Genomic DNA, 20,989 nt, shown 5'->3' on the forward strand with positions numbered 1-20,989 from the left:
GCCATGACCAGCATAAGAGCCCGGCTGCTCGCCAAAGCCCTTCCGCTCACCGGTTTAAAAGCGATTTTCTCGGACGAAGCGAAGCTGAAAGCGAGTATTCCGAAAGCCCGTGCGAAAAAGGTTGCCGCGCCCGGCAAGGCGTTGCACCGCAAGTTTAAGGTGACGGAAACTACGAAAGACGGGTATCCAATATTCACATTGGCCCCAAAATCCGGGAGTCATCGCCGTATATTATATATTCATGGCGGCGCTTATGTTCTGGATATCCAGCCTGGATACTGGACATTGCTGGCAGAGATGGTGCACCGGACCGACGCTACTGTTGTGGCACCGTGCTATCCCTTGACGCCGGAGCATGACTGGAAAGAAAGCTATGACTGGATGATGCCAGTCTATGACGCGCTGGTCGAAGAGGTGGGCGCAGACAATATAACCATCATGGGTGACAGCGCAGGCGCCGGCTTTGCACTTGGTCTGACGCAGATGCTGCGGGACCAGGGAAAGGCAATGCCGCATAAAATGATTCTGCTGTCACCGTGGCTTGATGTCAGTATGACCGATCCGATGCAGCCAGCACTGTCAAAGAAGGATCGCATATTGGGTATTGGTGGCCTTCGTGCAGCAGGCGAATGGTGGGCTGGAGAAAATGGAGCCGTTGATATACCGCCGGTTAGTCCTCTATTTGGTGCTTTGGAAGGCCTCCCACCAATTGCCGTATTTACCGGTACATTTGATTTGCTTTGGCCCGACGCCAGAAAATTGAAAGAGAAAGCTGACGCGGTGGATATGCCGCTGGATTATTTCGAGTTTCCAGCAATGCAACATGTCTGGATGCTGTTTCCCATTCCGGAAGGCAAGAAAGCCCGCAAGCAGATTGCGGATTTCATCAATGCTGATCTTAAGGCTGATGCGGGGTGATCAGCAAGCGCGCCCGATTGATAAATTTTGTCCTACGCTTGCTAAAGGTGCAGCAGCGTTTGGCAGACTATGATACCGGCATGAAGTTTCTGGCGCGGGACAGGAAAAACGGTCCAGCCCGGCCCGGGCAGTGGTTTAGAAAGCATGGACACATTAGCCAATATCAGATTGATAATCATAAGGTTTATGAGATAGAACCCAAGGAAGGTAAGAGCAAACATCACATCTTCTACCTGCACGGCGGCGCCTATGCCTTCAGTATCGTTTTCGTCCATTGGGCTATGATCAAAAAGCTGATGAGGGCGACCGGAGCGAGTGCGACCGTCCCTCTTTATCCGCTGGCACCGGAGCATGACTGGTCGCAAAGCTACCCTGTTGTTATGCGGGCTTATGAACGAGCAGTCGCCAAATATGGGGCGGAAAATATAACCGTAATGGGTGACAGCGCAGGCGGCGGATATAGTCTCGGTCTGGCGCAGATGCTTCGTGATCAGGGTAAGCCAATGCCGGGTAAGATCATCCTGCTCTCACCCTGGCTGGATGCAACTGTCAGCGATCCGTTGCAGCGAGAGCTGGAGCAGCGCGATGTGTTGCTCTCGATACAGGGCGCTCAGACCGCTGGTCAATTCTGGGCTGGTGAAGGTAAAGATCCGGCGGTTTTTCCGGTTAGTCCGCTTTTCGCGGCCATCGATAAATTGCCACCGCTTGCCATTTTCGCCGGTAGCCATGATCTGCTGTATGCCGATGCGCTAAGGCTGAAAGAGAAAGCGGATACACAAGGCTTTCCTGTCGCACTTCATGTGGGAGAAGAGATGCAGCATGTCTGGATGCTGTTACCGATTAGGGAAGCGAAATTGGCTCAAGCCCAGATTGTGGCATTCATAAAGGGCGCGCAGGCCTAGCTTTTCAAAGCGCGACCACGCTCAATAACGGCAAGACGCCGCTGCTCGACTTCTTCGGCACTGACATGGTCATTATAAGCATCGGTGACCTGCTTTTCCAAAGCCATAGCGTCTTTGAAATTGCGGTCATAGCCATCGAATATGAGTTTTTTGTAAGTCTTCAGAAAACCCGGCTCGATCGTCGCCATATCGTCCGCCAGTGCCCGTGCAGCAGGCATCAATTCATCCGGTGCATAGACATGATTGATCAGCCCCCAACTGCAAGCAGTCTCAGCATCCAGAAACTGTCCTGTGAAGCTCAACTCACAGGCGCGGGACAAACCGACATAGCGCGACAGTTTCTGTGACAGGCCCCATCCCGGTATGATCCCGACCCGTGCATGGGTGTCGGCAAAACGGGCATGGGTCGATCCGATCCTTACATCGCAGGCAAGGGCCAGTTCAAAGCCTCCGGTGATAGCGACCCCATTAATCGCACCAATGACCGGTATATCCAACTTCTCCAGCGCTCGGCAGGGATTGCTGGCCGGCTTCTGGTCGGTCGCAGCGCCAAGACCGGATGATCCCAGCTCTTTAAGGTCAAGACCCGCCGTAAAGGCCTTTTCTCCGGCACCGGTCACAATGACAGCGCGGATATTGCTATCTGCTCCAATATCTTCGCAGGCGTCAAAAAATTCGCCCCGCAAAGCGTGGGACAAGGCGTTCATGGCTTCCGGGCGGTTAAGCGTGATCGTGGCAACGCCATCGACTTTATCAAGCAGCACCAAAGCCATTAGTCATCGTCTCCGGCTTCATACTTTTCGGCAATTTGCGCACCTAGACCGGCGGTCATTTCAAACAGCTTTTCCGGATCACTTTGCCGCAATTGGGCCAGCATCAACTCGGGGCCTTCGGCAATGATCAGTTCCGGCACTTTATTGGTCACGGCTTCGAGTATCTGTCGGGCGCATTCGTCTGGCTCCATGCCATTGTCGATTACTGCGTCAGACTTGTCACGCTTCGAACCATCCTTGGTCAGGGCGTTGCGTGATACGTTCGTACGGATGGAGCCGGGCAGAATGTTGGTGACATGTATATTATGCCGTGTCTCGGTTTCGGCACGCAGGGCATCCATATAACCAGTTAAGCCGTGCTTGGCGGCGCAATAAGCCGTGCGTAGCGGAACGCCAATCCGTCCGGCAACAGAACTGATCCCGACGACATGACCGCCGCCTGCACTAATCATGTGCGGTAGCAGCAACTGCGTGAGCCATATCGGCGCCAGCAGATCGACGTTGACGATCTGATGATAAACATTGGGATCTGTGTCTAGAGCCAAACTGCGTTGACTGATCCCGGCATTGTTGACCAGCACATCAACGCGGCCTTTCCAATTCTGAGCTTCGGCGACCTTGGTAGGTAGAGCATCATAATCGGTCGTCTCAAAAGGAAGCAGTAGTGTGTCGGTCGAGATGTCCGCGGCAACGGATTCCAAAGCTTCCACCCTGCGACCGGAGAGGATGATATGCGCGCCTTGTGCCGCAAAAGCTTTCGCCAAGGCTTCACCAATTCCCGAAGAAGCACCGGTGATCCAGACTATCTTGTCCGTAAAGTCCATTGCTTAATTCCCTTGTTTTTCGATCTGTTCGGCCGTCTTTGACTGTCGCCATCCCGCATAGCAGAGTGCCAGCATGATGATATTACCTAAAGCGTCAATCAATCCCATGCGGGTGAACACCGGGTCGTGAAAGGTAAAATAATAATTGAATCCGAAAAAGGGTAGTAACGCGATACCGTAGACCAGAAATGTTGTCGCGGTGAATCGGGCGAAAGCGGCGAATAGCCCTGCAAGCAAAGCCTGCGCACCAAAACAGGCCATCATGAACGGCAATATCCGCCCGCCGCTGCGATACTCGGGCAGAAACACCGTGTCGATGACATGCTGCGGAAACAGGGCAGCCCATCCGCCGAGTATGAAGAACACCAGTGCGATAAAATATTGGATGCGCTGGGGTGTCATTTGCTGGCTATGGGCTCCTAGGAGCCTTTCTTGATCATCGGCGCATCGTCACCAAGGTCTTCAAACCAGGCTTCGACTTCGCCATTAAGTTTGATTAGCAACGGATTACCCTTGCGATCGACCGTCTTGCCGGCCTGAACCTTTACCCAACCTTCGGACACGCAATATTCTTCGATATTATGTTTGCGATCCCCGCGAAAATTGATGCCGATGCCACGTTCGAGAAGTTCACCACCGTAAAATTTGCTCCGCGGATTGATCGCGAGGCGATCCGGCGGTGTGTCCGTGCCGGATTTGGCTTTTTCTTCCGGCTGGTCAGGCGTGTCGGTCATGGTTCTGTATCTCCAAAAAAAGGGTTGTGGCGCTTTGCCACAACCCTATCGAAAATCAAGTTATACAGGGTCTATCCCAAAGGGTCCCTCGTGATGGTCAGTTGAATACATCACCCACATTGTCGCTCATCTTCGGATCGTCGCCAAAGCGATTTTTGCCCTTGGTTCCGTCCAAGCACATGAACACGAGAACGATTAGACCGCCAACATAGGGAATAAATCCCAAAAGTACGAACCAACCAGATTTGTCCTGATCATGAAAGCGGCGTACCTGCACCGCAAGCGAGGGGATGAAAATTGCGAGCGCGTAAAGGCCAAACAGAGCAATCATCAAAGTTCCGCCAGTGGACATGGAGCCAGCTGGATCTGGTGTGAAACTGCCCAAAACTCCACCGATTATCGCTAGTCCAACAATGATGATTACCTGCAGAAGGGCAAACATCCAATATTCTTTGCGACGAGAGCGCCCGCTAAAATCCGCATAGCGTTTCAGCGGCATCAACATCCATTCCATCATTATTCCCCTCTTCATTAGTAATATCAGAAGCCTAAGCGGCCCATGGTGAAAATCAAGCGCCTATTTCACTCAGTAAACCCATATGGCCATCGATATCCTGCGGAAATACCGATAGCGGAGAAGAAACTAGCGTTCTGACGTCTGTGTAGATCCCTCCCTGATCATAGAGGGTAGCAGGACAGATCATCTGCCATGAGTACCGGCCCGCTATAGTCTTCTGAAATCGCCGCGTTGACCTGGTCTTGGGCCAATAAAGCGCGCTGCATATGATGGGTCAGCAGCAAGGTTTGTGCGTTCAGCGCTGCTGCGGTTTCCCCTATGGATTTCGGATCACGGTGCAAGCCGCGTGGCTGACCATCAGCCATGGTAATCGCATTGTGCATCACCAATAAATCGGGTTTCGTGTCCGATAACACCGTGACAAAATCTTCGCTTAAGAAACTCTGGTCTCCGGAAAGGACAACAGTTTTATCCTTGGCGCGAATGACATAAGCAAGCGCCGGTACATCAAGGTGATGAACCGCGATGGCATCAATTTTCAGGCCGTTCTCGTTCCAGATGGTTTGCAGTCCGGTTTTGCCGACATTAATGTCCTTGGTTGTCAAGCGGGGTAGGGCGTCATCGTCTTCCAGATAAGGATGCAGATAACGCAAAGCGCCATCTTCTTTGCCAATTAAAGAACTAAGATAGGCGCTAGTCGATGGAAACTGATCATTTCCTGCTGGCCCGGCGACCATGAGGTCTGCCGATCGTTTCGCAAAAGCGCCGTTGTTTAGTAAGGCCGGAAGACCGCTGGCATGATCACCATGTAAATGGGTGAGCAGGATTGCATCATGATCGTTAAAGTCGACCCCGGCCTCGCCATAACGCACAAAGGCGCCGCTGCCTGCATCGATCAGCAATTTGGCTTTGCCATCCACCCACAAGATGTTGCTGGCTCCCGCACGGTGATCATCCGCTATCGGACCGCCGGAGCCGAGAACTTGCAAGGCTAGCGGATGGTCACGGCAATTGTCATCATCATCCGCAATTTTGGCGTTGGTAGCGGTGTCGGCCGAACAAGCTGTGAGCAATGCCGAAACCGTCAACAGGAAACCCAGGCGGTGAAGCTGTATTGAAAACACTGTCATGGATTGATACTGAGCTATCCCGGCCTGTCGTGCAATAGCTACCTATTGATCATATTCGGTCAACGATGATGATTTTGTTTCAATCTGAGTGAGTAGTTTCTTTGACAATATAAAAATAACCAAGATGCTCAAAACTACCTTGAATCCTCAATATTTCATAGCTAGCGATACCATCTGTAAATTGGGGGCCGTTACTTATGCGTCACTTTGTTATCGCTGGTATTTTTCTTTCATTGGCGGCCTGTGGAGGCGGCGGCGATTCTTCGTCACCCGTAGTGCTCCCCCCCAGCGGTAACTCGCCGCCACAAATTACAACAGCGCCCTCGGCAACAGTTACGGAAAATGAATTCAATGTTTTGACGGTACGGGCAACTGATGCTGATGGCGGTGTGTTAAGCTTTTCGATCTCCGGTGGTGACGATGCGGATGACTTCTCTATTGCCGGCAACGGCGCTTTAAGATTTGTGCTCACGCCAAATTTCGAACTTCCCACTGATGCCGATCAAGATAATGTTTATCAAGTGACGGTGCAGGTTAGCGACGGCAGCGCTAGCGATACCCTCGACTTAACCGTAACGGTCAACAACGATCGGGAAGGTATCAGTGTTCGAAGACTCACAACGGGTTTAAATGACGTCACGGCCATTGCAAAAATCCCCAATCAAACGAAAGTGTTCGTCACGGAACGGGGCGGTAACATCTATGAGTTGGACACTATAGATGGCACACGAAGCCTCGACCGGACGCTTCGTAACGTCAACACGACAGGCGAAGGTGGGCTTTTAGGACTGACAGTTGACCCTGGCTTTACTGCGAACGACACCTATTGGGCTTTTGTAACCGCTCAACGCTCGGGTCCATTCGGAACCGCAGGCAGCGATATCACCATTCGTCAAATCAGGCGCCAGACTTTGGAATTGCCACAGGGTACCGGAACGCAGCTTACGATTCCTCATGATTCAGATGTGAACTATGGCGGTTGGATTGAGTTTGGGATCGGCAATGTTCTCTATGTAAGCGTGGGAGATGCTGGCAATCCCAATGCTGCACAAGACCCGAATTCACAACTTGGCAAAATTCTCAGATTGCTGCCCAATCCGGACCCGTTCGCAGGCGCGACGCCGATAAGATTTCTTACTCCACCCGGCAACCCGTTCGCCACTGGTGGAGGCGACAGGTTCGTCTATGCGCTAGGTTTGCAGGATCCCAAAAATGGATTTCGCTTTGGTGATGGCTTCTATTTCGCAGACAAAGGGGATTCGCTGGCTGAAGAAATTAATTATCTGCTGGAAGATAGCGGTGGCGAAAATTTCGGCTGGCCATTTTTTGAAGGCAGCTCGCCATTTATGGGCAGCAGTGCAGGTCCCCTGATTTTACCTGCCACTGAATATGCGAGGGGCAATGGTGACCGGGAAGGAAGTTCGGTGATCGGAGGCGTGATTCATCTGGGATCAGTTGTAAACCTGCAAGGGAAATATATCTTCGCGGATCGCGACAGCGGCAACATATGGGCCGTTCGCAATACTGATCTGGAGCCGGGAGAAACTCTTTCTTCATCAAGCTATGAATTGCTCAATGCAGATTTTGCACCAGATGCTGGCAGTATCGATGGAATAGTTGCCATCGGAACCGATCAGGAAAATAATCTGATCCTTGCTGATTCCGATGGCGAAATATTTGTGGTTGAGCCTTCTGGGACCTAAGCCGCTTCCGCTTTGCGCGCTGCTTTCTTGCGATCATTGGGATCGAGATGGCGCTTGCGCAGGCGGATGTTTTTTGGAGTGACTTCTACCAGTTCATCATTGTCGATGTAGGCAATTGCCTGTTCCAGCGTCATGATCTTTGGCGGGGTGAGGCGTACGGCATCATCCTTTCCGGTTGAACGGAAGTTGGTTAGCTGTTTCGATTTCATCGGATTGACGTCGAGGTCGCCGGGTTTTGCATTTTCGCCGATGACCATGCCTTCGTAGACAGGGGTCTGGCCGCCAATGAACAATATGCCGCGCTCTTCCAGTGCATTCAGCGCGTAGGACATGGCGGTACCGGTACCATTGGAAACCAGCACACCGACAGGACGGCCTTCGATCACGCCTTTATATGGGCCGTATTTTTCGAACAGTCGGTTCATCAGGCCGGTGCCGCGCGTGTCGGAAAGGAATTCGCCATGATAACCGATCAGGCCGCGTGACGGCGCAGAGAAGGTCAGGCGAGTTTTGCCGCCGCCTGAGGGGCGCTGTTCGGTCAGTTCGGCCTTGCGGCGTTGCATTTTCGAAACGACGGTGCTGCTATGTTCGTCATCAACGTCAATAACCACAGTTTCATAGGGTTCCTGACGCTGACCATTTTCCTCACGATAGAGAACACGCGGGCGGGAGATGGAAAGCTCAAAGCCCTCGCGGCGCATGGTTTCAATTAGCACGCCAAGCTGCAATTCGCCGCGACCAGCGACTTCAAAGCTGTCTTTCTCATCACTTTCGGTGATTTTGATCGCCACGTTGGATTCCGCTTCGCGCAACAGGCGGTCGCGGATGATGCGGCTTGTCACCTTGTCGCCTTCACGGCCCGCCATAGGACTGTCGTTAACGGCAAAGTTCATCGACAGGGTTGGCGGATCAATGGGCTGTGCAGCAATGGGCTCGGTGACCGATGGATCACAGATGGTATTGGCAACTGTCGCTTCGGTCAGGCCAGCGAGCGAGATGATATCACCCGCTTTCGCGCTTTCTACAGGAACGCGTTCCAGCCCCCGGAAAGCCATGATCTTGGTCGCGCGGCCGGTTTCAACAACATTGCCGTCCATATCAATCGCATGGATGGGAGCGTTCAGGTCAATCTTTCCGCTTTCCACTTTACCAGTCAGGATGCGGCCGACAAAATTGTCGCGGTCGAGCAAGGTAACGAGAAATTTGAAATCAGCATCCGGGTCCACATCTGGTTCTGGCACGTGCTCGACAATTTTATCGAAAAGCGGCGCCAGGTCACCTTCACGTACCTCCGGTGTGTCGCCGGCATAGCCATTCCGGCCGCTGGCGAAGAGTGACGGGAAATCAAGCTGCTCGTCATTGGCGTCGAGATTGACGAAGAGGTCGAATACTTCATCGAGCACTTCTTCCGCACGGCCATCAGGGCGGTCAATCTTGTTAACGACGACTATGGGTTTCAGGCCAAGTGCCAGCGCTTTGCCGGTTACGAACTTCGTCTGAGGCATCGCGCCTTCGGCACTGTCGACCAGCAGGATAACGCCATCAACCATGGAAAGAATACGCTCCACTTCGCCGCCAAAGTCGGCGTGACCCGGCGTATCGACAATATTGATCCGCGTGCCTTTCCACTCGACACTGGTGCATTTGGCGAGAATCGTAATGCCGCGCTCTTTTTCCAGATCGTTGCTGTCCATGGCGCGCTCTTCGACCCGTTCATTGTCGCGGAATGTGCCTGATTGGCGGAAAAGCTGGTCCACAAGGGTGGTTTTGCCGTGATCCACGTGCGCGATAATAGCAATATTGCGAAGAGACATATCAAATTCTGCCGTAAGAGAGGAAAGGGGGCTATTGTGCCGCGCCTTATATTGCGTGCGCCCTTAACCTGTTTCGTGCTGCGCCGCAACATCAGAAACCGGGTTTGATGAAGTCTATCGCCGCAGTAAGAAAATAACAGGTGTCATTTCACCATCGACATATTAAATATGCCCAGCTTCCATCCACTTAAAATACAGATGGTATATGAAGGCTCAGTCCGGAACATTTTCTAGTTTGGCTTCTCCGATAGTTACTATCGTAATGCCCATCTATAATGGCGAGAAATATCTCGACGAAGCCATCAAGTCTGTAATTGAGCAAGATTATCCGAACTGGGAACTGATTTGTATAGATGATGCTTCCACGGATCGTTCAGCCACTATCATCGAGCATTACGCTAAGGCTGATTCTCGGGTGTCGCATCGCACCAATAAACGTAATCTGGGTTTGCCAGCGACGCTAAACCGCGGCTTTGCTGAAGCTCGCGGGGATTTCCACAGCTGGACCAGTGACGACAACATCCTACGCCCCAACATGATCGCGACGCTGGTCGCAAAAATGGAGGATGAGCCGGGCCTGGACGTTATTTATGCGGGTTACAGTGTGATTGATGATGCAGAGAACATTCTCCGTTATGTTCCTCCGCCGCCAATCAAACAGCGTTGGTTCGGCAACCCCGTAGGTGCCGCTTTTCTGTACCGCCGTCAGGTTACAGAAAAGCTGGGAGGATATGACGAACAGCTTTTTGGCGCCGAGGACTATGATTACTGGATGCGAGCCGCGCACCATTTTCAGATGGTACCGGTGGACGCTGATCTTTACCTCTACCGGCGACATGATCGCAGTTTGACCGATCAAAGAAGTAAGGAAATTCGGCAACTGGTTTCGAAAGTGCTGCTAAGGGAACTGGACCATGTCGATGACAGAGCCCTGCGTGCCGAAGCGTTGGTCCAACGGATATTGTCCGACTGGTATTATTTTGATTTGAAACTGCTGGGAAGGGCTTTCGCAAGCCATCCTTCGACTGTGTTCAAAGCCTCGCCCAAACTGGCAGTGGATCTGGCGCGGGCTATCTGGCACCGAATTCGATCCTAGCCCAAACTTCCGGCCATATCCCGAACGTATATTTTGTGGGCTTGCTTCAGATACCGCACTAGCGCATTGGCTTTGTGCAATGCAGACCATTAGACTGATTTTGATAGACAAATTTATCTGGTTGCTCGGGGGCTCCGTCCTTTTGGCGACCGTATTTCCCGTAACTGGCGATGCTGAACCTGTCGCCGCCTTTGCGGTTTCAGCGGGTATCTTCTGGATATTTCTGCTTCACGGAATCCGCCTGGACCGGCAGGAAGTGGTGGCCGGCTTTCGCAATTGGCGCCTGCAATCAGCCGTATTCGGGTTTGTTTTCGGCGCAATGGTGCTGGCTGGTCTTACAATGTCCTGGGTTCTGGATGGCTATATCGCACCGATGATAGCGGTTGGCTTTCTGTACCTTGGTTGTTTGCCGTCCACCATCCAATCTGCAGCAAGCTACACAGCTATTGCCAAAGGTAATGTGGGGGCATCTGTGGTTGCGGCGGCGACAGTTAATCTGTCATCGATCATTATCACACCGGTCTTTTTCGCGCTGCTGGCCAAATCTGTTGGCATCATTATCACAGGCGCTTCTTTCGTGAAAATCATGACGATGCTGTTGTTGCCATTTGTCATTGGGCAGTTAATTCAACGCTGGGCGCGTCCTTGGGCGGCGCGCCATGGTAATATTGTGGGGTGGTCAGACAAGCTTGCCATCAGCTTGGCCGTATATGTTGCTTTCTCGGGTGCCGTCGCAGCGGGAATCTGGCAGCAAGTGCCCGGTGATCAGTTTCTGATCGTCGCTGCCGCAATTGCTGTGCTGCTGATCTTCGCATTTGGTGGGGCTTGGTTGCTGGGCGGGGTTGCAGATTTTGTCATAAATGACCGAAAGGCCTTGTTATTTGGCGGGGCGCAAAAAAGCATAGCCGTTGGTGCGCCGCTGGCGGCCATATTATTCCCTGCCGAAGCCGCAGGTTTTTTGCTTATACCTCTGCTATTCTATCATCTGTCCAGCCTGGTACTGTCTGCGCCCTTGGCGGTCCGGCTATCTAAGCTCTAAAATTCGAAATCCTAGAGTTCACGTAAGGCTCGCGCCGGTTTCGCGGACAGGACCGGGATGGAACCCAACAGGCCGATGCCCAGAGTCACGACAGCGCCGAGGCCCAACGTCACCATCACCACGCTCCAGTCAGGTTGCCACGTAAACTCAAAAATTTGCGTGATAACAAACCAGCCGGCGAGTAGACCCAGACCCAAGGCGACGGCAGAGAGCAGCAAGGCGAGCACCGCATATTCAATCGCCTGTGCGGACAATATCTGCGACCGCGTTGCGCCGAGGAGTTTGAGGATAACACTGTCATACACCCGCGACTGGCGAGAGGCCGCGATAGCGCCGATCAGTACTGCTATCCCTGAAAAAATGGCTATTGACGCAGCCGAAGCGATGGCGGTTGCCATCTGGTCCAGTATCGTGCCGATCTGCGATGCGATCTCTTTCACCTTGACCATTGATATGGACGGAAACTCGCGCGGCAATGACCCCAGCAGGCTGTTTTCCCTGGTTTCATCAAGTTGAATCGTGGCGGCAACATTATGCGGCGTATTGGCCAGCACGTTAGGCGGGAAAACCAGCACATAGTTAAAGCCGAAATTTTGCCAGTTAATCCTGCGCAGTGAAGCGACGGTAGATTTAATCTCAACGCCCAACAGGCTAACGGTCAGGCTGTCACCAACTTTCAATCCCAACGCAGTCGCCTGTTCTTCGTCAACTGATACGAGGGGCGGCCCGTCATAATCGGCAGACCACCATTCACCGGCGGCGATTTCACTGCCTTCCGGAAGTTCTCCGCTGTAGGTCAAGCCGCGGTCTCCGCGCAGAACCCAGGCACCTTCCGGTATCTCATCCAGCTCGGCAACGACTTGTCCGCCATATTCGGTAATGATGCCGCGCAGCGTTGGAACGATATTGATTTCAGCTTCAGGCGCATCTGCGGTTACCTGGTTCTTGAATTCATCAGCGCGTTCTACAGGAATATCGAGGACAAAGAAATTCGGTGCCTGCTGCGGAACACTGAACCTGATTTCGTTTGTCAAACTGGTTTGGATCGCGGCAAGTGTGGCAAAGAGTGTCAGACCCAGACCCAAGGCAACAACAAGCTGTCCTGTCTGTGCGCCAGGCCGGTGAAGGTTTGTAAGGGCCAGTCTCAGCAGCGGTTGTTTGGGGCGCGGCGATTTGCTTGCGAGCCAGCGGATCAAGATACCAAGTAGGCTAAGCAGCAACAATATGCCCAGCGCTGCGCCTATGAATGCGAGTGAGAAAATCGGCTCCCGTCCGGTCCCGACAGCCAGCGCGACGATCGCAGCGACCGCCAGCGTGACGGCGACCCAAGTCGGTTTGTCAATTTCCCGCCATGATCGGCTTTCTCCCCGAAACAGTCCAGCCGCCGGAATAAGTTTGGCTCGTGAGAGCGGGGGTAGGGCAAATATTACGGCGATGAGCAAGCCATAGGCGGCACTGACGATGAGGGGCAGTGGATAGAGCGCGAATTCGGGTCTGATCGGCAGGACATCGCCAGCGACCTGAATAATGGCCAGTGGCGCAATAGCCCCGACAAACAACCCGGCCAGTATCGCAACCAAAGCGACGGCCAGAATCTGGAACATGTAGATACGAAACACCATCGCACTGTCCGCGCCCAATATCTTGAGCGTCGCGATAGCACTCTGTTTGCCGCGCAGGTAAGAGGCGACACCGTTGCCGACGCCAATGCCGGCAATGACCAGTGATGCCAAGCCAACCAGCGTCAGAAACTGGCCCATACGTTCGATGAAACGCCTTGTGCTGGGAGCACCGTTGTCGCGGGTTTTTACCTCCCAGGCGGCGTTTTTATATTGTTTCTCCAGCTCGTCTCCAAGTTCGGCCGGATCGACAGTCGCAGGCAGCTTCAGGCGATATTTGCTCTGAAACAGACTGCCCGGTTGTATAAGGTTGGTGGCGCGCAAGCCTTCCAGCGAGGTGATTGCTACCGGGCCCAGCGATAGACCTTCACTCAGTCTGTCGGGTTCGTCACCAATGACTCCCGTAACCGTAAAAGCTGCTTCGCCAAATTCGATTTTGTCGCCAAGACTTAGCGACAATCGCTGTATCAGGGCGGGGGTAACATAAATATCGGTTGGGCCGAGTGGCGGCGCATTGGTGCCGTCTTCCAATATGAAATCGCCATAAAGAGGGTAGGAGGCATCGACACCTTTTAACTCTACCAGTTGCGTGTCGCTGCCGTCTGGCAAGCGCGCCATGGCCTGCATGCGCAGAGTTTCGGACAGTTCACCCGTCTCCTTTAGAGTATCCAATTCTGCTGCTGACGCTTCGCGCTGCGCGACCGATATTTCCAGATCGCCACCTAAAATGGCTTGTCCGCGATTGGCCAGTTCATCCGTGATCGCGCTCGTCAGACTGCCAATGGCTGCCAGTGTGGCGACTCCCAGAAACAGACAAACGATTAGCAGGCGCAGGCCAACGAAGCGACCGCGTAAGTCACGCCGGGCAATGGTCCAGGCTTTGGAAAGGCTGGCACTCATGACTCGGCAGGCTTTTCTGCACTGTCTTTCTCGATCATGCCGTCACGCAGTTCGATAATGCGGTCGCAGCGCTTGGCGAGTTCCGGATCATGCGTAATCATCAGCAATGTGGCGTTGCTGGCTTTCTGACGCTCGAACAAAAGCTCGATAATGATTTCACCAGTTGCTCCATCCAGATTGCCCGTCGGTTCATCGGCAAAAATAATGGAGGGGCGTGAAGCCATAGCGCGCGCAATTGCAACCCGTTGTTGCTCTCCGCCGGACAACTGGGTGGGATAGTGGCCGAGCCGGTCGCCAAGCCCAACCGCCTCTAGTTCACTCGCCGCAATCGCAAAGGGGTCTTCCTGACCATCAAGCTCTAGCGGCACTGCTACATTTTCCAGTGCGCTCATCGTGGGCAGCAAATGGAAGGCTTGCAAGACAATGCCCACCCGTCCGCGCCGTGCAATGGCAAGTTCATCCTCGTTCATTTTACCAAAATCTGCTCCCGCGATATTCACTGTACCGCCAGTGGCGCGCTCAAGGCCTGACAAGATCGCCATTAGAGACGATTTTCCGGATCCGGATGGGCCCAGCAAGGCAACGGTGGTGCCGGAATCGATCGACAGATCAATCCCTTTCAAAATATTCACCCTTGCGTCGCCTTCTCCCAAAGAGAGGGTGACTTTTTGCGCATCAATGGCAATATGAGACTTGGATTTAGCGGCGTCGCTGGTTGCGGCGGTTTTTTGTAACATGGTGGGAAGGTGTATCCGATGTTGAACAGGTTTATGACATATGGGTTTTGCTTTGCAATTCTTCAACTTCTGATTGCTTGTGGCCCGGCAGCGGAGGAAAATTCCGCACCAGTTCAGCAGCAGCAAGTGGTTAGCGATAGCTCTGAAGCTCCTGCGGCGGAAGCAGAAACACTTATCGTGGCTTTCGGTGACAGCCTTTATGCAGGCTATGGTTTGGCACCGGATGAAGGTTTTGCACCAGAGCTGCAGAAAGCTCTTAATGACGCTGGTCAGGACGTGAAAGTTCACAATGCCGGCGTTTCAGGCGACACATCGGCGGCCGGCCTGCGGCGAATGGATTTTGTGCTCGATAGCCTGTCCAGAAAACCGGACCTCGTTTTGCTTGGCCTTGGCGGTAACGACTTATTGCGTGGACTGAAACCTTTGGAGACACGGGCCAATATGGAAGCGATGGTTCAAAAGCTTGCTGATCGGGAAATCCCCGTGATGCTGACGGGTATGTTGGCTCCGCCCAATCTCGGTAAGGAATTTAGCGATCAATTTAATGTTATATATCCTGCGCTTGCGAAGAAATATGAAGCCAGCCTCTATCCTTTTTTCATGGACGGCGTGGTCGGTCGGGCTGATTTGATCTTGCCCGATGGCATTCATCCGAATGCTGAAGGCATAGATGTGATCGTCGAGCGGATAGTGCCCGACGTTGAAAAAGCGCTGCGGGGATAATAGCCCACATCTCGGTCAAGCCGTTGGAAACACTGGAGGCGCTAAGCGCAATTCCCCGTTAACTGTATTATTTTTATAATACAGCGTGGAAACGCTTGAAAAGTGGTGCATTTGCATCCATTTATGATGGGAGCGCTGCACTAGAGACAGCTATATGGAGACTGAGCCAATGGCGACCGAGACGATTACCGCAACCGAAGACCTGACCCTGACCCCGCCTGATCCGGTTGTAGCCGTGTCACCAACAAAGGCAGCCGGGCTGGTGCCGGTGGGTGATGAAGTAAAGTCAAAACTGGAAGAGAAAGTAGACAGTTTTATCGACGACCTCGTTGCGGAAGATGAAAACAGCCCGGAATTTGGCAAGAAAGTTGACCAGATCACCAATATGGGCCGCAAGGAGATTGCCGATGCGGCGGGCCAATCCAACCGCTTTCTGGATCGGCCCATCCGTACCATGGATGAAGAGTCGGGCATTGGCGCTGACCTGACGGAACTCCGCCGGACCGTGGAAGACCTTGATCCTGGTAAACGCGGTAACTTATTGGCACCGCGCAAGCTATTTGGGATCATTCCTTTCGGTTCCAAGCTACGCAACTATTTTGATGGCTATAAGAGCGCGCAAGGTCATATCTCCTCTATTCTCTCTCGCTTGCAGGGCGGTAAAGACGAATTGCTGATGGATAATGCTGCGATTGATGTGGAGCGCAAAAATCTGTGGGCGGCGATGGGCCGGCTCGAGCAGATGATCCATGTGTCTAAAGTCATGGATCAGCGGCTGGAAGACAAAGCGGCCGAATTGGATGCTACTGATCCTGCAAAGGCTAAAGCGATCCGGGAAAGTGCGCTTTTCTATGTGCGTCAGCGGACTCAGGATTTGCTGACCCAGATGGCCGTCACGGTGCAAGGTTATCTGGCGCTCGATCTGGTGAAGAAAAACAATGTCGAATTGGTCAAAGGTGTGGACCGCGCCAGCACCACAACCGTTAGCGCGCTGCGTACCGGCGTTACGGTCGCTCAGGCACTCACCAATCAGAAGCTGGTACTCGACCAGATCACCTCGCTGAATACAACGACAGCGGGTATTATCGATAGCACCGGCGATATGTTGAAAAACCAGACGGCGCAGATACACGAGCAAGCAGCATCCGCGACCATTCCGCTCGAGACGCTGCAACGCGCTTTCCAGAATGTTTATGATACGATGGACAATATCGACACTTTCAAGATCAAGGCGCTGGAAAATATGAAAACCACCGTCAACAGCCTGTCAGGAGAAATTGAGAAGTCAAAGGGCTATATCGCCCGCGCCGAGGGGCAGGATAAAGCCGCTCTCGAAGCGCCTTCCGAAAACCCGCTGAGCGCGCTTGAGGAATAAGGCGTATGAGCGAAAGCAATCAGCAAATTTACGACAATGCCGCGAATTATTATCGCAGTTATAAATTTGCGGAATCAATTGGTGAGCGGTCGAGAGGCCTGAAACGTGGCTATTTTCGAAAGAAGCTTGTACGGGCCGCTATGGTCACGGCCGGTGTGCTTGTCGGCGCCAGTGTTGTCGGCGGGATATTGAACGGTATCGGTTTTTGGGGCGTTATGATTTCGGCTGGGCTGATTGCAGGCGGTATCTGGGCAGCGATGAAATTTCCCAAGATGAAAATCCCGACGCCCGACACTCTGGTGCAGTCTGATTTGAAAACGCTGGCAGGGAAAACCGAGATATGGCTGGAATCACAGCGGCCTCTATTGCCTCCGCCAGCAGTGAAGATTGTCAATGATATCGGTACGCAGCTCGACATGCTGTCGCCGCAGCTGCAAAAGCTCGATGAAGCGGAACCGGCCGCTTATGAAGTGCGTAAGCTGATGGGTGAGCATCTGCCAGAACTGATCTCGGGCTATCGCGCTATACCAGCGTCCATGCGTACGAAAAGCAACGATTCCGGAAAATCACCGGATGAACAGCTGGTCAGTGGTCTTTCGTTGATCGAAAAAGAAATTTCCGGTGTCACGCAACAGATAGCGAAGGGTGACATCGATAATCTATCGATCCGGGGCCGCTATCTGGAATTGAAATATGACAAGACCGGGGAAGCGCAATAGCTCTTGTAAGATGTGCTGATCAGTTCTCGACGTGCTACTGAAATGCTCGCAGCTTACTCAACAGATGTTCCAGCACAGCGGGGTGCAGTTCGTTTCTGAACTCGCACCCATAGTCCTGATAATCGTTCCACTTGATCATGGCACTCAGTGTCTGGATTCCAGGCAGCCGGATATAAACCGGTTTCTTGGGGTCAAGGTCAGTGTAGCTCGTCATTCTGAAGCCTGAAACGGACAAGTCCGAGAGGGTGGTGCGAAACAACTGTGAATTCGCCTGCCTGATAAATATCTTGGCCTCAACAGCTTCTCGTGGATTTTTCCTGTGGCACGGTGGTGCGATTTGAAGATCATCGGTCGTTTGTAACTGAGGCATCGTCTTGTCCATATTGTTGGTCCTGAACCATTGAACGGTCATTCGGTGGTTTTTTGAAGGGGGGACGGTTAAAATATCGGGAGATGGCACAGAAACGGAAATCAATGGCTTTCCTGCGTGCAACCACCCTGATACAGGCGGTCCTATGACATCCGATCCTTTCTCTATCTTCGACACTTGGTATAACGAGGCTCGCGAAACCGAGCTGAATGACAGCAATGCGATGACCATCGCAACGGCCGATGCCAACGGCCAGCCAGCGGCGAGAATGGTGCTGCTCAAAGGATATGATCGCGACGGCTTTATTTTCTATACCAATCAAGAAAGTCGGAAGGCCACGGATATTGCAGCCAACCCGAAAGCGGCGATTTTATTTCATTGGAAAAGCGTGCGCCGGCAGATCCGGATTGAAGGTAATCTGTCAACTGTATCTGACGAGATTGCTGACGCCTATTTCGCGACGCGCAGCCGGGATTCACAATTGGGTGCCTGGGCATCGGATCAATCGCGACCGTTGGACAGCCGTGCGACTTTTGAAGCGCGCTATGAAGAGATGAAGGCCCGTTTTGATGGGCAGGACGTAACCCGTCCGCCACATTGGTCGGGCTATCGCCTTGTGCCTAAGCGGTTTGAGTTCTGGCAGGACCGAGAGCATCGCCTGCACGAACGGCGGACCTTTATGCGGACCAATGATAGTGATGAAAGCTGGATCGAAGGAATGCTTTACCCATGACCCGTGACACTCAAACATTGCCCTATTACCACGTCGATGCTTTTGCTGACCGGCCCTTTACCGGGAATCAGGCGGCGGTGATGCCGCTGGAAAGCTGGTTGGATGACAAAGTGCTGCAAGCAATTGGCGAAGAGAATAATTTTGCGGAAACCGCATTTTATTTGCCCGATGCAACCGGCGAAGCGGATTATGAACTGCGCTGGTTCACGCCGACGGTAGAGATTGCGCTATGCGGTCATGCGACACTGGCCAGTGGACATATCATCCTGTCGCAAAATCCGGATATGGACCAGGTCACCTTTCGGACCCGTAAAGCCGGTATACTCACAATGATGCGGGACGGTGACGGCTATGCGTTGGAATTGCCTGCCTATCCACCATCACCAAAAACATTGGCTGATATTGTTGCTCTGGTTGGCGGGACGCCGATCGACACCCAGTTTCATGAAGGCCGGTACAATGTCATCCGCTATGAGACCGCAGATGAGGTTCTGGCGTTAAAACCGGACCTGAAGGCGTTGGCTGCTTTGGGGAATGAACAATTTATCTGCACCGCTCCAGGCAAGGATACGGATGCGTTGAGCCGTGTCTTCGTCCCTGGCGGCGGGGTTGATGAAGATAGTGTCACCGGTTCGGCTCATGCTGTGCTGACGCCTTATTGGGCAAAGCAACTGGGCCGGGACAGCTTTACCGCCTATCAGGCCAGCAGTCGCGGCGGCTATGTGCATTGCCGTCTGGATGGCGAAAAGGCCTGGCTTGGCGGCAAATGCGCGACCGTGGTTGAGGGGCAGTTTCGTTTATAAACTGTTCTATTTGCTGACTGGGAACAGCGATACGATCCGCCCGACCTGATCACTCATAGGCCGGTTTACATCATCCTGCGTTTTGCCCAGCCTGACAACCGTCAGCTTCTGTTCCGGTGATACGATGATTTGTTGACCCAGATGGCCAAGGGCGCCGAACACCGTGTCGGGGGCCATATCGGGGAACAACACTTGATTGCGGCCTTCCGGGCGTTTCTTGTTCAGCCAGATATGCCCTCCATAAGCCGGGTCATTGGCCGAGGATGTGCGCATGAACTGGACCCAGCTCACGGGGAGATGCTGAGCCCCTTTGCGCGCGCCATTATTGCGAAGAAATTCACCGAATGTGGCATAGTCGCGAGCGCTGGCCTGAATGATGCTGCCACCCAGAAATGTACCATTGGCATCAAATTCGAAATACGTGCCGTCCATGCCCAGCGGTTCGAGCAGGCGCCCGCGAATGAAACGCATGGCCGTGTTTCGGCGCACCTCGGGGTCGGTGCTCTTGGTCAATGTCCGTGTGATGATGTCGGCCAGGATCATGCTGGTCGCCGTGCTATATTCGAATTTCGCGCCGGGTTCCGCTTCCATCGGGCGCGCTTCGGCATAGCCCGCTGCATCTGCTGCGCCGTCTAGAAATAGCATGCGGTTGGTGTCTGCTTCGAACACGGTCGCGCCGCCTTCTTCCGGCACTTCGGTATGATCAAGCCCCGATGACATATGAATCAACTGGCGCAGGGTTATGTCGCCGCGCGGATCGCCGGGCCGCTGCCAGGCGGGGACCGGGGCCGGATCATCCAGCACCAGTCGGCCGTCGGCAACCAGAAAGCCGATCAGCGCACCGGTAAAGGATTTCGCCATCGACCAGCTGATGAAGCGTGTGTCCTCATCATAACCTTCGCCATAGCGTTCGGCGATAATCTCTCCGCGGTGCATGATCAGCACGGCGCGGGTCTCGGCCATGGCCGGGTCTTCGAACAATGGTGAAATCGCCGCGTCCAGCCGGGCCTTCGGAATTGGGCTGGCGTCCGTAATATAGGCAAGCTCTTCGGCGGTTTTGGGCGGCGCTGCGGCAGGCTCACTGGCGGCCCCGCAGCCAGAGAGTGCAAGAGCAAGGGCGGACAGGGCGGTGATTTTAATCTTGTACATAAGCATGCGTTGCACCAATAGGTGCAGCTATGGCAACCGTAAATAAGAATCCCGAAACCACATCCCAGCCCAAAAGCCGCAAAGGCCGAGTGGCGCTATATGTACTTGTGCTGTTCATCCTGATTTTGGCCGCTGTATTTGCCTATAATTATAGCTTCATCAAAGGGCAGCTTGGTATCGGAACGGCTTATGGTGCCCGTGTCGCCTGCTCTTGTCACTATATAGGCGGGCGTGATCTGACTGACTGCGAGAAGGATTTTGAACCGGGGATGGAAGTGATCAGTCTGTCGCTGGATGACGAGAAGCGCCGCGTCACTGCATCAGTCCCATTGCTGGCATCGGCCACCGCTGAATTTCGTGAAGGCTGGGGCTGTGTGATCCTGCCTGAGGCTGAAGCCGACTAAGCGACCG

22 protein-coding genes are annotated in these 20,989 nt (G+C 53.3%); 11 read left to right on the forward strand and 11 right to left on the reverse strand.

Going from position 1 to position 20,989, the window contains the following annotated elements:
- Window positions 1–3: 3 nt before the first annotated feature.
- Together AC6I9Z_RS08995 and AC6I9Z_RS09000 are read left to right on the forward strand one after the other, a co-directional pair.
- On the forward strand, window positions 4–918 hold the full coding sequence (locus AC6I9Z_RS08995; RefSeq protein WP_461455374.1) for an alpha/beta hydrolase fold domain-containing protein: 915 nt from the start codon (window positions 4–6) through the stop codon (window positions 916–918).
- Between the two features lie 17 nt (window positions 919–935).
- A complete protein-coding gene (locus tag AC6I9Z_RS09000; RefSeq protein WP_461455376.1) occupies window positions 936–1,820 on the forward strand; it encodes an alpha/beta hydrolase in 885 nt (294 codons plus the stop codon).
- Here the strand turns inward: AC6I9Z_RS09000 and AC6I9Z_RS09005 are convergent.
- The 6 genes from AC6I9Z_RS09005 to AC6I9Z_RS09030 all read right to left on the reverse strand — a co-directional run bounded on the left by AC6I9Z_RS09005 (window position 1,817) and on the right by AC6I9Z_RS09030 (window position 5,798).
- Window positions 1,817–2,593, reverse strand: a complete 777-nt coding sequence (locus AC6I9Z_RS09005; protein WP_461455378.1) for an enoyl-CoA hydratase — start codon at window positions 2,591–2,593, stop codon at window positions 1,817–1,819. The genes AC6I9Z_RS09000 and AC6I9Z_RS09005 overlap by 4 nt on opposite strands.
- Window positions 2,593–3,417 (reverse strand): SDR family NAD(P)-dependent oxidoreductase, encoded by an 825-nt coding sequence (locus AC6I9Z_RS09010; protein ID WP_461455380.1) that lies wholly within the window; start codon window positions 3,415–3,417, stop codon window positions 2,593–2,595. Before AC6I9Z_RS09010 ends, AC6I9Z_RS09005 begins: the two co-directional genes overlap by 1 nt.
- A gap of 3 nt (window positions 3,418–3,420) precedes the next feature.
- Window positions 3,421–3,819, reverse strand: coding sequence for a hypothetical protein (locus tag AC6I9Z_RS09015; RefSeq protein WP_461455382.1), 399 nt, complete (start codon window positions 3,817–3,819; stop codon window positions 3,421–3,423).
- 17 nt (window positions 3,820–3,836) lie between these two features.
- The gene (locus AC6I9Z_RS09020) at window positions 3,837–4,151 is read right to left on the reverse strand and encodes a DUF3297 family protein (protein ID WP_461455384.1); all 315 of its coding nucleotides are present in this window, start codon (window positions 4,149–4,151) and stop codon (window positions 3,837–3,839) included.
- A 97-nt stretch (window positions 4,152–4,248) separates the two neighbouring features.
- The gene (locus AC6I9Z_RS09025) at window positions 4,249–4,665 is read right to left on the reverse strand and encodes a DUF805 domain-containing protein (protein ID WP_461456885.1); all 417 of its coding nucleotides are present in this window, start codon (window positions 4,663–4,665) and stop codon (window positions 4,249–4,251) included.
- 164 nt (window positions 4,666–4,829) lie between these two features.
- Complete coding sequence (locus AC6I9Z_RS09030) at window positions 4,830–5,798, reverse strand: MBL fold metallo-hydrolase (protein ID WP_461455386.1); 969 nt, start codon at window positions 5,796–5,798, stop codon at window positions 4,830–4,832.
- 197 nt (window positions 5,799–5,995) lie between these two features.
- Between AC6I9Z_RS09030 and AC6I9Z_RS09035 the strand changes: the two genes are divergently transcribed.
- Window positions 5,996–7,501 (forward strand): PQQ-dependent sugar dehydrogenase, encoded by a 1,506-nt coding sequence (locus AC6I9Z_RS09035; RefSeq protein WP_461455388.1) that lies wholly within the window; start codon window positions 5,996–5,998, stop codon window positions 7,499–7,501.
- Here the strand turns inward: AC6I9Z_RS09035 and typA are convergent.
- Window positions 7,498–9,315 carry a translational GTPase TypA gene (typA, locus tag AC6I9Z_RS09040; RefSeq protein ID WP_461455390.1) on the reverse strand — a complete coding sequence of 606 codons (1,818 nt, stop codon included), beginning with the start codon at window positions 9,313–9,315 and terminating at the stop codon, window positions 7,498–7,500. The two genes, AC6I9Z_RS09035 and typA, sit on opposite strands and share 4 nt — an antisense overlap.
- Before the next feature lie 205 nt (window positions 9,316–9,520).
- On the opposite strand from typA, the gene AC6I9Z_RS09045 reads away from it, so the two are divergent.
- Together AC6I9Z_RS09045 and AC6I9Z_RS09050 are read left to right on the forward strand one after the other, a co-directional pair.
- A complete protein-coding gene (locus tag AC6I9Z_RS09045) occupies window positions 9,521–10,411 on the forward strand; it encodes a glycosyltransferase family 2 protein (protein WP_461455392.1) in 891 nt (296 codons plus the stop codon).
- A 79-nt stretch (window positions 10,412–10,490) separates the two neighbouring features.
- Window positions 10,491–11,450, forward strand: a complete 960-nt coding sequence (locus tag AC6I9Z_RS09050) for a bile acid:sodium symporter family protein (RefSeq protein ID WP_461455394.1) — start codon at window positions 10,491–10,493, stop codon at window positions 11,448–11,450.
- 11 nt (window positions 11,451–11,461) lie between these two features.
- On the opposite strand, the gene AC6I9Z_RS09055 is transcribed toward AC6I9Z_RS09050, so the two are convergent.
- Together AC6I9Z_RS09055 and AC6I9Z_RS09060 are read right to left on the reverse strand one after the other, a co-directional pair.
- Window positions 11,462–13,969: an ABC transporter permease gene (locus tag AC6I9Z_RS09055; protein WP_461455396.1), complete on the reverse strand. Its 2,508-nt coding sequence runs from the start codon at window positions 13,967–13,969 to the stop codon at window positions 11,462–11,464.
- A complete protein-coding gene (locus tag AC6I9Z_RS09060; RefSeq protein WP_461455398.1) occupies window positions 13,966–14,706 on the reverse strand; it encodes an ABC transporter ATP-binding protein in 741 nt (246 codons plus the stop codon). Before AC6I9Z_RS09060 ends, AC6I9Z_RS09055 begins: the two co-directional genes overlap by 4 nt.
- Before the next feature lie 126 nt (window positions 14,707–14,832).
- On the opposite strand from AC6I9Z_RS09060, the gene AC6I9Z_RS09065 reads away from it, so the two are divergent.
- The 3 genes from AC6I9Z_RS09065 (at window position 14,833) to AC6I9Z_RS09075 (ending at window position 17,523) form a co-directional block, all read left to right on the forward strand.
- Window positions 14,833–15,429: an arylesterase gene (locus AC6I9Z_RS09065; RefSeq protein ID WP_461455400.1), complete on the forward strand. Its 597-nt coding sequence runs from the start codon at window positions 14,833–14,835 to the stop codon at window positions 15,427–15,429.
- A 169-nt stretch (window positions 15,430–15,598) separates the two neighbouring features.
- Window positions 15,599–16,804, forward strand: coding sequence for a toxic anion resistance protein (locus AC6I9Z_RS09070; protein WP_461455402.1), 1,206 nt, complete (start codon window positions 15,599–15,601; stop codon window positions 16,802–16,804).
- A gap of 5 nt (window positions 16,805–16,809) precedes the next feature.
- The gene (locus tag AC6I9Z_RS09075) at window positions 16,810–17,523 is read left to right on the forward strand and encodes a hypothetical protein (RefSeq protein WP_461455404.1); all 714 of its coding nucleotides are present in this window, start codon (window positions 16,810–16,812) and stop codon (window positions 17,521–17,523) included.
- Between the two features lie 34 nt (window positions 17,524–17,557).
- Here the strand turns inward: AC6I9Z_RS09075 and AC6I9Z_RS09080 are convergent, their stop codons facing one another.
- Window positions 17,558–17,905 carry a PilZ domain-containing protein gene (locus tag AC6I9Z_RS09080; RefSeq protein ID WP_461455406.1) on the reverse strand — a complete coding sequence of 116 codons (348 nt, stop codon included), beginning with the start codon at window positions 17,903–17,905 and terminating at the stop codon, window positions 17,558–17,560.
- A gap of 133 nt (window positions 17,906–18,038) precedes the next feature.
- On the opposite strand from AC6I9Z_RS09080, the gene pdxH reads away from it, so the two are divergent.
- Both pdxH and AC6I9Z_RS09090 read left to right on the forward strand, forming a co-directional pair.
- Window positions 18,039–18,626, forward strand: a complete 588-nt coding sequence (pdxH, locus tag AC6I9Z_RS09085; protein ID WP_461455408.1) for a pyridoxamine 5'-phosphate oxidase — start codon at window positions 18,039–18,041, stop codon at window positions 18,624–18,626.
- Window positions 18,623–19,429: a PhzF family phenazine biosynthesis protein gene (locus AC6I9Z_RS09090; RefSeq protein ID WP_461455410.1), complete on the forward strand. Its 807-nt coding sequence runs from the start codon at window positions 18,623–18,625 to the stop codon at window positions 19,427–19,429. Before pdxH ends, AC6I9Z_RS09090 begins: the two co-directional genes overlap by 4 nt.
- 6 nt (window positions 19,430–19,435) lie before the next feature.
- Here the strand turns inward: AC6I9Z_RS09090 and AC6I9Z_RS09095 are convergent, their stop codons facing one another.
- Entirely contained in the window at window positions 19,436–20,578 is a 1,143-nt protein-coding gene (locus tag AC6I9Z_RS09095) for a serine hydrolase domain-containing protein (protein ID WP_461455412.1), read from the reverse strand.
- A 29-nt stretch (window positions 20,579–20,607) separates the two neighbouring features.
- Between AC6I9Z_RS09095 and AC6I9Z_RS09100 the strand changes: the two genes are divergently transcribed.
- On the forward strand, window positions 20,608–20,982 hold the full coding sequence (locus tag AC6I9Z_RS09100) for a hypothetical protein (RefSeq protein ID WP_461455414.1): 375 nt from the start codon (window positions 20,608–20,610) through the stop codon (window positions 20,980–20,982).
- Window positions 20,983–20,989: the final 7 nt, after the last annotated feature.

The sequence above is a fragment of the Parasphingorhabdus sp. genome (genome assembly GCF_059726685.1).